Genomic DNA, 10,771 nt, shown 5'->3' with positions numbered 1-10,771 from the left:
GCACTTGTTTGCCCCCCTTTATTATGTTGTGGTGATTTAATTTTAGGTGATAGGGAAAACAAGTGCTATCTTTTTGCACAAAAATATCCATTGAGGAGATTACTCCCCAATGGATATTATAGAGCCTAAAAAAAGGCCCCGAAGGGCTTTTTTGGCTCTATGTCAACCATTGGGGAGTCTAGTGAAAACTAGGCTCCTTTTTTATTTGGACGAACCTACTCATTTGCATGGTACATCCTCCTGATGTGATTGCATCGTGGTTTGGGTGAAGATAATTGGAGCAGTGTTGTTCAACGCGTCAGTTGTTCTGTTTCCATCCATTTAAGTTTGATTAAGTCGACTAGTTCTTTGTGCAGAGGGTAAAGAGATTTGCCTTTATGGTGACAGATCTGAAGGTAGAATTCTAGGTTAAAGTCGTCAACATCTAATATCACAATATCACTGTCATCTAAAATGGGATAGATCAGGTATTCCGGTAAAAGTGCGACGTATTGATCTTTTTTGACGAGAGACATGACGACGCTGGCCCAGTTAGAACGTATACTGGAATTATATTTGACTTTGGATTTTCTTATGATATCGTCAAATCGCTTTTTCACGTAAGAGTTATTGCCGGTTAAAACAAGTTTTTCTTGGCAGATATCGCTAAGCCGTACGGTTTCTTGTTGTAGCAGAGGATGGTCTTTACGACTGAAAAATTTAGCTTGTACTTTTTTCTGACCGATGACAGCGATGCTTTCACTGTCGATAAGATCGCCCATAGTGATGATAATATCGAGCTGGTTTTCTTTAAGGCTTTGAAATAGGTTTCCGGCTATATCTTGATCGAGGAAAATATTGACTTCAGGATGGATTTTGAGAAATTCACCGACTGCGTCGATCACGAAGGAGGACATAATCGATTCGACGGCGCCGATGTTGATTTTATGTTTCCCGACAGACTCCTGGTTAATGGAATTAAAGAAGTCGATCTCATGATCAACTGCGCTATATGCATAATCCAACAATTTTGCACCTTCATTGGTTAGGAAGATTTTGTTATTAATGACATCGAATAAGGGATATCCCAATTCTCGTTCCAATGTTTTAACCTGATTGTTCAAAGTAGATTGAGCATAGTTTAAGTGTGCAGCAGCTGCCGTGTAGCTTCCTAGTTCAGCAATTTTTATGAAGCTTTTTAGATATTTGATATCCATAGAACATATCCTTTCAAAATGTCTGAATGATTGATTTCAGATTATCGAGAATTTCGATAAGCACCATCCCTTATTTGAATTTTACTTAAGTATATATAATATATAAAATCAAATCAAGGTAGTGAGAGAAAGCAAATAATAAAAATTTAAGAAGGGGAAGGTGAACTTATGAAATTAAGAGAAAAGAAAAAACCGAGCTTTACTTATGCATTGGTGTCAATGATTTTAGTCTTCTCGGTCATTATGGTACCATCGTTGGCTTGGGGGTCGAAAATTAATGCTTTGTTTTTGATTTCATGGATTGTAGCCATGGGTGTTAGTCTTGGGACAGGTACGACCTATAAAGAGATTCAAAATGGTATTATTGAAAACTGCTCAAAGGCCATTGTACCGGCGATGATCATTTTATGTGTTGGAGCATTGGTTGGAACTTGGAATGCATCAGGTACGGTACCTGTGATTATCAGTTTTGGAGTCAGATCCGTTTCGCCTAACATGTTTTTGATGACTGCCTTTATCTTGTGCGCTGTGACTGCATTGATTACGGGAACTTCTTGGGGTACATTTGGCACGGCAGGGCTGGCCTTGGCAGGAATTGGTATAAGTCTTAATATCAATCCCGTGATTACGGCTGGAGCATGTTGTGGAGGAGCATTTTTTGGCGATACGATTTCTCCGATATCGGACAGCCCGAACCTGGCGTCTGCGGTATCTAGGGTGGATCTCTTTGAAGGGATCAAGCATCAGGCAAAGATTACAGTTCCTTCAGCCTTGATTTGTTGCTTCATATATTTTCTGGTCGGTAGAAAATACGCTGGCGGGAATGTCAATACAGTCCTTATCAACGATATTGTAAATACCATTGGAAAAGAGTTTAATACCGGCATCATTACCTTACTCCCAATGGTGGCTGTCATCGTACTATTAGCTAAAAAGATTCCGTCCATACCGGCAATCTTAGGAGGGTCTATATTTGGAGGAGTCGTGGCTTGTTTATACCAGGGGGATAGCCTTGCTGATGTGCTGAATTATTTCTGGAGTGGCTATGAAATCAACAGTGGTGTTGAATTTGTAGACAAGTTACTTAACCGTGGTGGCGTGATGAGTATGGCGGGAACAGCTATTATGTTTTTCTTTGCCTTTGGGCTTTTCGGTATACTTAATTCCGCAGGCATTGTTGACGCCTTTGTGGAGCCTTTGACGTCGCGACTCCGTTCTAAAGTTTCCATTATCATTGCAACCATGCTCTTTGGCATATTTGGTGCAGTAGTTGGAGCATCGATGAACTTTGCCTATGCTTTTGCGGGCAGTATAATGGAACCGGTGTACGCAAAAAAAGGTTTGCAGAGAAAGAATCTAATGAGAGCGTTGGGCGTTGGATGTACGGCAATGGCAGTGATTGTGCCTTGGAGCTTATCAACTTCCGTAGCGATAGAATTTCTAGGTGTAAAACCGTTTGATCTAGTACAATATAATTTCTTCTTAATGGTAACACCGGTATTGCTAATTTTGTGGACGATATTTGGGCATGATACAAAATGGCTTGATGAACTATCAGAAGAAGAACGACAAAAAGAGTTGGAAAACAGCTAACTTGATTGTGAATGTGTAAAAGTTCACGGCGGTATGATCTTTAAAAAATGAGGAATCCTAATGGATTGAAGATTTAGTTAGACAATGGTCTAGAAGAGTTGTAAATATGAGGTGATTCTGTGAGCAACAAATTGATGAGCTTGAAAGAAGCTATATCACAGTTTGTTAATGATGGCGATCTTATAGCACTTGGTGGTTTTTCAACGAATCGTAAGCCATATGCGTTGGTGAGAGAGTTAATAAGACAAGGGAAAAAGGATTTGTACATCGAAAGTGGGGCAGCGGGTGGAGATGTTGATTTAATCATTGGTGCGAAGTTAGCCAAGGCAGTCAATATGGGCTATATCGCAAACTCAGGCTTTTCGATGGTATGTAGACGATTTAGAGCTGCAGTGGAGAGCGGAACATTGCCGGTGGAGGATTATTCCCTAGATGTACAGACAATTATGTACCATGGTGCAGCTTTGGGTCTTCCTTATGTAGCTGTAAAAAATATGCTTGGATCAGATCTGGTGAACAAATGGGGGATTTCTGAAGATGAACGGAAAAACCTACCTAAGCTTCCAGCAAAAAAATTTGTGATTCAAGAAGACCCATTTAACCCTGGATCGGTGCTTTGTCTACTTCCGACTCCCAAAATTGATGTGGCATTGATTCATGTGCAAAAGGCTAGCCCTGATGGCATGTGTATCATTGAAGGGGCGGAATTTCAAGATGTCGATATAGCCATGGCAGCTCGCCATACGATTATCACATGTGAAGAAGTGGTAACCGATGAGGAAATGAGATCTCATCCTGAGCATAACACTTTACCCGGATTATGCGTGTCGGCTGTGGTGGAATGCCAATTCGGGGCACATCCATCGCAATGTTTTGGCCATTATGATTACGATCCGGTGATGATGTTGGAGTATGACAAAGCAAGTAGGACAGACGAAGGTTTTGACGATTTTTTAAAGAAATATGCTTATGTTTCGCATCAAGAGTATCTTGAAAAAATTGGAGTAGGACAGTTAGAAAAAATCAAAATAGATAAAAACTTGGGATATGCTCAAAATTTAAAAAGGAGGTAGACATGGAGTACACGGGAAAACAATTAATGGCCATTGCTTTAGCCAATGAAATTGAAGATGGAAAAGTATATATCATTGGTACCGGTTTACCCCTCATTGGAGCGTCACTAGCCAAACATACAACTGCACCTAACGCCAGATTGCTGTTTGAAACCGGCATTTTGGAGGGAAATCCTTTGGAAGTTCCGACTAGCGTGTCTGATTTGCGGATTAATCGGGAAGCTTCTGTGTTGTGGCCGCAGTATCGCTATTTTGGATTTCAGACGATTATGGCTCAACGTAATGTCATTGATGCTGGATTTTTGGGAGGAGCAGAAATTGATGCTTATGGCAATTTAAACTCGACAGCCATAGGCGATTACTTGCATCCTAAGACGCGGTTTTCCGGCTCGGGAGGGGCTAATGGTATCGCAACTTATTGTGACACGATCATCGTGATGAAGCATGAAAAACGACGATTTGTAGAAAAGGTAGATTATTGCACGAGTCCAGGATGGATTGACGGTCCGGATGGCAGGGCTAAGAGGGGGTTAAATCCAAATAAAGGACCGAGAACGGTAGTCACTCAGTATGGTGTTTTCAAGTTTGGTGATGATAAAAGGATGTACATGGATAAAATCTTTCCCGGCGTAAGCAAGGAAGAAGTCGTTGAAAATACCGGATTTGCCATTGATGTTTCCCAAGCGACACTATATGAGGTACCAGGGGAAGAAATCTTTAGAGTATTAGTTGAAGAAGTTGACCCTGATCGTGTGATGATATAGGTGGTCATGTGGGAAAGGTGTAAACAGTTTAGTAGGGAGGTTTGTGATGAATCATATCGACATTAACAGAAAGTATTGTAAAAAATGCAGGATATGCATTACATTTTGTCCAAAAAGCGTTTTTGACAAGGAAAGTGAAAGACCTGAGGTGGTGCGCCCGGAAGATTGCATAGGATGCAAGATGTGTGAAATGAGATGTCCCGATTTTGCAATTACGGTTACGAAGGGGGAAAATTAAGATGGCCAGATATTCATTTATGCAGGGTAATGAAGCTATTACTGAAGGAGCAATTGCGGCTGGTGCTAGATTTTATGCAGGCTATCCGATTACTCCCTCGAGTGAAGTTGCCGAAACATCATCTAATCGTTTACCTCAAGTAGGTGGTATGTTTGTACAGATGGAGGATGAGATTGGGTCCATGGCTGCGCTAATTGGTGCTTCCTGTGCAGGGAAAAAAGCATATACCGCTACCAGCGGACCGGGTTTAAGCCTCATGGCAGAAAATTTAGGTCTAGCCGTGATGGGCGAAGTGCCTTGCGTGCTCATCGACGTACAGCGATCAGGCCCGAGTACTGGATTGGCGACGAAGCCTGCTCAAGGCGATGTGATGCAAGCGAGATGGGGAACACATGGGGATCACTCGATCATTACTCTCACCCCCTCTAGTGTGCAGGATTGTTTTGACTTAATGATTACGGCATTTAATTACGCCGAAACCTATCGTACTCCAGTTATATTTTTAGCGGATGAAATTGTAGGACACTTGAGAGAACAAGTGGTCTTATACGATGAAGACGAAGTTGAGACTGTGGAGAGAACAGGTCCGTCTTGTCCCGTGGGTGAGTACAAACCGTATGAACATGCAAATGGGATTACGCCAATGGCCTCTTTCGGAGACAAGCACATTTTTAAGATTAATGGAAGCATGCACGATGAATATGGAAGGCCTTGCGCTAGGCCTGATAATGCGGACAGGATCATTAAACACCTGAATAATAAAATAGAAGATAATGTAGACGACATTAGCATTGTCAGAAAATATTTCATGGATGATGCCGAGGTAGTTATTGTCACTTATGGAGGTGTAGCTCGATCGGCCTTATCAGCTATGCAGATGGCTCGAGAACGTGGACTGAAAGTAGGTATATTACAGATCATCACCTTATGGCCTGTTCCAGAAAAAGAGATTCTAAATATACTTAAAACAGCAAAAGCTGTGGTTGTGCCAGAACTCAACTTAGGACAGTATATTGATGAAGTTCACAAAAGGAATGAAAGAAATATTCCTGTGATAGGTGTTAATCGCATTGATGGCCAACCCATCTTTCCGAAGGAGATTTTCAAGGCAATCGAGGAGGCAATGAAACATGTATAAGGACTACTTGCTAGAAGAAAAGATGCCGCTATTCTGGTGTGCCGGTTGTGGTAATGGTATTACGTTACAGGCCATTTTCAGAGGTATGGATAGCCTCGGTTGGACCAAGGAAAATACAGTGGTCACAACTGGGATTGGTTGCTGGGGAAAGGCTGATGACTATGTGACGACGAACTCGTTTCACGGGACGCACGGGAGAGCCTTGCCGGTTTCCACTGGAATCGCATTGGCGAATCCGGATCTTAATGTGGTTACGCTAATGGGAGATGGCGATGGCGCTACCATTGGAGGCAACCATCTAATCCATGCGGCAAGAAGGAACATCAACTTAACAGCGATTTTGGTAAATAACTTAAACTACGGTATGACAGGGGGACAATACTCGGGTACCACGCCTAAACATGCGATTACCAAAACATCCCCATATGGTCATGTCGAGAATGGGTTCGATATTTGTAAATTAGTTGCTGCGAGTGGTGCACCCTATGTTGCTCGTGCTACAGTGTTTGACGTTGTGCAGCTACAGAAATTAATTAAAGAAGCTATGTCTAAGAAAGGCTTCGCTCTTGTTGAGGTCATCTCACCGTGCCCCACCCACTATGGAAGATCCAATAAAATTGGTGATGCCCCGGCCATGCTTCAATGGATCAAGGACAATACAGTATCGAAGGCCAAGGCTGACACGATGCCTGAAGAAGAACTTGTCGATAAATATGTGACAGGTGTTTTTGCCAACCGAGATCAGTTAGACTATGGGACCCTTTATCAGGAAATTATTGAACAAGCAGCGGGAGGAAGATGATATGGCACAAAAGGAAATTACCATTAGTGGTGTTGGCGGGCAAGGGATGATTCTTTGTGGTACGTTGATTGCTAAGGCAGCCGCCATTTATGATAGAAAAAAAGCAACACTTTCGAGCGAATATGGTGTTGAAACGCGAGGTACCTTTGCTAAATCTGACGTGATTGTCAGTGATGAAGAAATTTACTTTCCAAAAGTGACGAAGCCGAATTTTGTCATTTGCCTACATCAAATTGCCTACCAGAGGTATGTCAATAATATGCCTGAAGGAAGTTATATTATTTATAACAAGGCAGAAGTTGTTCAGGAAGCTGCCAGTGAGGGTAGGGACATTCCAGTTGATATTTCCGGCTTAGCTCGTGAAATAGGTCATAAGGCCACGGCTAATATCATCACCATGGGTTTAATCATAGCCGTTTCTGGTGTGATCAGTATTGATGCAGCAAAGAAAATCGTTGAAAAGCATTTTGAGGACAAGGGACAAAAGATTGTTCAGCTGAATATTAAAGCACTAGAGAAGGGTTATGAAAAGGGAAAGGAGCTAGTGAAATAGATGAAACTTTCAACAAGAGTATCTAGACTGCCTGTATCCGGCATTAGAAAAATGTTTGATTTGGCCGCAAAATATGATAATGTTATTAACCTGGGAATCGGAGAGCCGAAATTTTCTACACCTGAGAATATTATTGCAGCGAATGACAAGGCATTAAGAGCTGGCTTTACCAAATATGTGGCAAATGCAGGATATATGCCACTAAGAAAGGCCATCGCTGAAAAGATGAAACGTGATAGCGGGCTGGATGTTGATGCGCAAAATATCATCGTCACGTTTGGAGCGGGGCAGGCATTGATGTCTACGATGCAAGCAATTTTGGATGAAGGTGATGAAATCCTCGTTCCTAATCCGTGTTTTGCTAACTACATGGGGTACATCTCACTGGCGAATGGGACTCCGGTGATGGTGCCGACGTATGAAAGTGATAAATTTCACATCAAGGCAGAAGTTGTTAGACAGTATATTACGAGTAAAACCAAAGCGATCATCATTAATTCGCCGAACAATCCTACCGGTGCTGTGACGCCAAAAGAAGAACTGGAAAAGCTGGCAAAATTGGCGATAGAAGAAGATTTAATTGTGATTTCCGACGAGCCTTATGAAAAAATCATTTTCGATGGGCATAGTCACTATAGCATCGCCAGCTACCCGGGAATGTTCGAAAGAACAGTGACCGTCAATTCTTTTTCCAAAACATATTCCATGACGGGATGGCGCCTTGGTTACGCTGTGGGACCTGAGGATTTAATCAAAGCCATGACGTTGTTACAAGGAAGTTTGACGGCCAATGTAACTACAGCGACTCAGGTGGCGGCCATTGAAGCACTCGAGGGCCCCCAAGATTGCATTGATGAAATGGTCTCTGTGTACCAATCCAACAGAGATATTCTGATTCAAGGATTAAATAAGATCAAAGGATTCTCATGTATCATGCCTGAAGGTGCTTTTTATGCATTTGCCAACATTAAAGAGACCGGCATGTCGTCAGAAGAATTGGCGATTAGGATGTTGGAAGAAATCCAAGTCGTGACTACCCCAGGAGTGGCATTTGGTCCAGCCGGAGAGGGTTACGTGCGATTTTCCTTTGCAGCTGGCGAGGATGAGATTCGAGAAGCACTCAGAAGGATGGAGCAATTTTTCGGTTAAATGACAGCAGAGAGTAAGGATGTGGGATGAATATGTCAGGATGGACTGTTTTTGGAATCGGCCTGGTGATTTTATTGATCATAGGAGTTGGGGCTTATTCCGGAAAAAAAATTAAAACTGCCAGTGACTTTCTAACAGGAGGCGGCAAAGTAAGCTCTTGGATCGTATGTGGTTCGATTATGGGAGCTTTGGTCAGTAGTCAAGCTACTATTGGGACAGCACAGTTAGCTTTTCACTATGGTCTATCGGCTTGGTGGTTTACGCTTGGCTCAGGAATTGGTTGCTTGGTTCTCGCTTTAGGATATACAAAGAGAATGAGAAAAACCGGCAAAGTGACGGAAATGGAAATGATTTCCGAGGAGTATGGTTCTGTCGCAGGAAGTTTATGTTCACTGCTATGTTGTACAGGTATATTTCTCAGTGTACTGGCTCAAGTCATAGCTTGTTCAGGGCTCATCATGACACTAACACCGCATCTTCCGCTGTTAATAGCCGTTATGGCATCAATAGGACTGATGATCATCTATGTTATCTTTGGAGGTACATGGGGAGCTGGCATGGGAGGCGTCATTAAACTGCTATTACTATATTTAGCCTCCTTGGTGGGACTCTTTTACACCCTTAAAACCTCAAACGGAGTATCAGGGCTAATGTCGAATCTCCAGAATCAACTTTTGGTTACCGGCATTGGGTCAGTCCAAGCCGAAACAGGATTGCCGGCAATCGAATCTGCAGCAGATGTGAGTAGACGATTTTTAAACCTAGTTGCCAGAGGTCCTATGAAAGACATAGGGTCGGGTTTATCCTTGCTCTTGGGAGTGTTGTCCACGCAAACCTATGCGCAAGCAGTTTTAAGTGCCAGGTCCGATAAAGAAGGAGTAAAGGGGGCGCTTTTATCGGCGTTTCTGATTCCTCCTTTAGGTATAGCGGGGATTTTGATCGGCTTATTTATGAGAAGTCACTATGTGCTCCAAGCGGAGGCAGAGGTGTTGATGGCACAGGGTGTAGACTTACACAATATGCCGGTATTAGCAGAAACTATACAGGTGTTTCCGACGTTTGTTCTGAATCATCTTAATCCACTTGTGGCAGGGATTATTATAGGAACTCTGCTGATTAGCGTGGTTGCCGGCGGAGCAGGATTGTCATTAGGGATGGCCACCATATTGGTTAAGAATGTTAATAAGAAAATAAAGAAAACTAACTTTACACCCCAATACGAGCTCATTGCAACAAGAATAATGATCGCTGTTATTTTAGTTGTGGCAGCTATGGTATCCTTAACAACCGGAGATACGGTGATTAACGACTATGGGTTTTTATCAATGGGCTTGAGAGGAGCAGTTGTATTTGTTCCTTTAACAACTGCACTTTATATGGGGGGGAGGATAAAACCAAAATTTATCTTAGCTTCTATTGTGTTGTCACCGCTAGCTGTAATCGCTAGTGAAGTAATGGATACGTCCATCGACTCTCTGTTTATTGGAGTATTTATTTCCATCGTTATAACAGTACTGGGGTATAGAAGAGATGAACGGCTCACGAAACCATAAAAGATTATAATTATACGACTAGTTTAATGTGCAAGCCTTAAAGAATGGGGTTCTTTAAGGCTTGCACAATTTGTATGTTTGATGAGAGAAGACGGTTGTAGATGTGATTTCACTAGATAGATTACTATATTAATGAAGCTGCCATAAGATGTGATATCTCAAGATCAATATTGAGAATAAGCGCAGATCAGCATGATCGACGAAAACAATCGCCTGCGCCTCGTCGGCCCGGGCCGATATCACGTGGAGCAGCTCGGCTTTCACTACGTGAGCTTCGTTCCCGTTACCGATGCCATCGAGATTACAACGGATGGCTTTAAGTATGAGGTGGATCATTTAACGCTTTACAGAAAAAAAACCCGTGGCGTCAGCAATGAATTGCTGAAGGACGCGGGAGAAGTGACGCTACACGAAGGTAAAATGCTTATTATTCATTCGAAGGATGGATAGATAAAGCATATTCGCCAATAAAAAAGGCCCCGAAGGGCTTTTTTTGGCTCTATAATATCCGTTGGGGAGTAACCTCCTCAATGGATATTTTTATGCAAAAAGATAGCACTTGTTTTCCCTATCACCTAAAATTATATCACCACAAAATAATAAAGGGGGGCAAACAAGTGCAAAACAATATTACCACATTACTTTTAGGAATCCAAGATGTCGAGGTCACCGGTGTTTCAGAAGAAAGACGCCTGATTACCATTGATTGCAA

General features: G+C 42.3%; 11 protein-coding genes. 10 read left to right on the top strand and 1 reads right to left on the bottom strand.

Features of this window, described 5'->3' with window-relative positions; translation table 11 throughout:
* Positions 1-290 precede the first annotated feature (290 nt).
* Entirely contained in the window at positions 291-1,196 is a 906-nt protein-coding gene (locus KO087_RS09385) for a LysR family transcriptional regulator (protein ID WP_215508962.1), read from the bottom strand.
* A gap of 168 nt (positions 1,197-1,364) precedes the next feature.
* On the opposite strand from KO087_RS09385, the gene KO087_RS09380 reads away from it, so the two are divergent.
* From KO087_RS09380 to KO087_RS09335, 10 genes are all read left to right on the top strand, one after another.
* Complete coding sequence (locus tag KO087_RS09380; RefSeq protein WP_215508961.1) at positions 1,365-2,789, top strand: Na+/H+ antiporter NhaC family protein; 1,425 nt, start codon at positions 1,365-1,367, stop codon at positions 2,787-2,789.
* Positions 2,790-2,908: 119 nt separating this feature from the next.
* Entirely contained in the window at positions 2,909-3,862 is a 954-nt protein-coding gene (locus KO087_RS09375; RefSeq protein WP_251375024.1) for a CoA transferase subunit A, read from the top strand.
* Positions 3,863-3,864: 2 nt separating this feature from the next.
* Complete coding sequence (locus KO087_RS09370) at positions 3,865-4,626, top strand: CoA-transferase subunit beta (protein ID WP_215508960.1); 762 nt, start codon at positions 3,865-3,867, stop codon at positions 4,624-4,626.
* A gap of 46 nt (positions 4,627-4,672) precedes the next feature.
* Positions 4,673-4,864 carry a 4Fe-4S dicluster domain-containing protein gene (locus tag KO087_RS09365; RefSeq protein ID WP_215508959.1) on the top strand — a complete coding sequence of 64 codons (192 nt, stop codon included), beginning with the start codon at positions 4,673-4,675 and terminating at the stop codon, positions 4,862-4,864.
* A gap of 1 nt (position 4,865) precedes the next feature.
* Positions 4,866-6,002 carry a 2-oxoacid:acceptor oxidoreductase subunit alpha gene (locus KO087_RS09360; protein ID WP_215508958.1) on the top strand — a complete coding sequence of 379 codons (1,137 nt, stop codon included), beginning with the start codon at positions 4,866-4,868 and terminating at the stop codon, positions 6,000-6,002.
* Positions 5,995-6,804 (top strand): thiamine pyrophosphate-dependent enzyme, encoded by an 810-nt coding sequence (locus tag KO087_RS09355; RefSeq protein ID WP_215508957.1) that lies wholly within the window; start codon positions 5,995-5,997, stop codon positions 6,802-6,804. Before KO087_RS09360 ends, KO087_RS09355 begins: the two co-directional genes overlap by 8 nt.
* Position 6,805: 1 nt before the next feature.
* Positions 6,806-7,357 (top strand): 2-oxoacid:acceptor oxidoreductase family protein, encoded by a 552-nt coding sequence (locus KO087_RS09350; protein WP_215508956.1) that lies wholly within the window; start codon positions 6,806-6,808, stop codon positions 7,355-7,357.
* A complete protein-coding gene (locus KO087_RS09345) occupies positions 7,358-8,506 on the top strand; it encodes a pyridoxal phosphate-dependent aminotransferase (RefSeq protein WP_215508955.1) in 1,149 nt (382 codons plus the stop codon). It begins immediately after the preceding gene.
* Between the two features lie 26 nt (positions 8,507-8,532).
* Positions 8,533-10,059: a sodium:solute symporter family protein gene (locus KO087_RS09340; RefSeq protein ID WP_215508954.1), complete on the top strand. Its 1,527-nt coding sequence runs from the start codon at positions 8,533-8,535 to the stop codon at positions 10,057-10,059.
* Between the two features lie 192 nt (positions 10,060-10,251).
* Positions 10,252-10,509 (top strand): motility associated factor glycosyltransferase family protein, encoded by a 258-nt coding sequence (locus tag KO087_RS09335; RefSeq protein ID WP_215508953.1) that lies wholly within the window; start codon positions 10,252-10,254, stop codon positions 10,507-10,509.
* Positions 10,510-10,771 lie beyond the last annotated feature (262 nt).

The organism is Peptoniphilus rachelemmaiella, from assembly GCF_943169845.1.
Lineage (GTDB): Bacteria > Bacillota > Clostridia > Tissierellales > Peptoniphilaceae > Aedoeadaptatus > Aedoeadaptatus rachelemmaiella.
This window is presented reverse-complemented; position numbering and strand designations above follow the sequence as displayed.

Bases quoted from the DNA above. Each gene is read 5' to 3' on its own strand.
- KO087_RS09385 (WP_215508962.1), bottom strand. From the start codon at position 1,196: ATGGATATCAAATATCTAAAAAGCTTCATAAAAATTGCTGAACTAGGA.
- KO087_RS09380 (WP_215508961.1), top strand. From the start codon at position 1,365: ATGAAATTAAGAGAAAAGAAAAAACCGAGCTTTACTTATGCATTGGTG.
- KO087_RS09370 (WP_215508960.1), top strand. From the start codon at position 3,865: ATGGAGTACACGGGAAAACAATTAATGGCCATTGCTTTAGCCAATGAA.
- KO087_RS09365 (WP_215508959.1), top strand. From the start codon at position 4,673: ATGAATCATATCGACATTAACAGAAAGTATTGTAAAAAATGCAGGATA.
- KO087_RS09360 (WP_215508958.1), top strand. From the start codon at position 4,866: ATGGCCAGATATTCATTTATGCAGGGTAATGAAGCTATTACTGAAGGA.
- KO087_RS09355 (WP_215508957.1), top strand. From the start codon at position 5,995: ATGTATAAGGACTACTTGCTAGAAGAAAAGATGCCGCTATTCTGGTGT.
- KO087_RS09350 (WP_215508956.1), top strand. From the start codon at position 6,806: ATGGCACAAAAGGAAATTACCATTAGTGGTGTTGGCGGGCAAGGGATG.
- KO087_RS09345 (WP_215508955.1), top strand. From the start codon at position 7,358: ATGAAACTTTCAACAAGAGTATCTAGACTGCCTGTATCCGGCATTAGA.
- KO087_RS09340 (WP_215508954.1), top strand. From the start codon at position 8,533: ATGAATATGTCAGGATGGACTGTTTTTGGAATCGGCCTGGTGATTTTA.
- KO087_RS09335 (WP_215508953.1), top strand. From the start codon at position 10,252: ATGATCGACGAAAACAATCGCCTGCGCCTCGTCGGCCCGGGCCGATAT.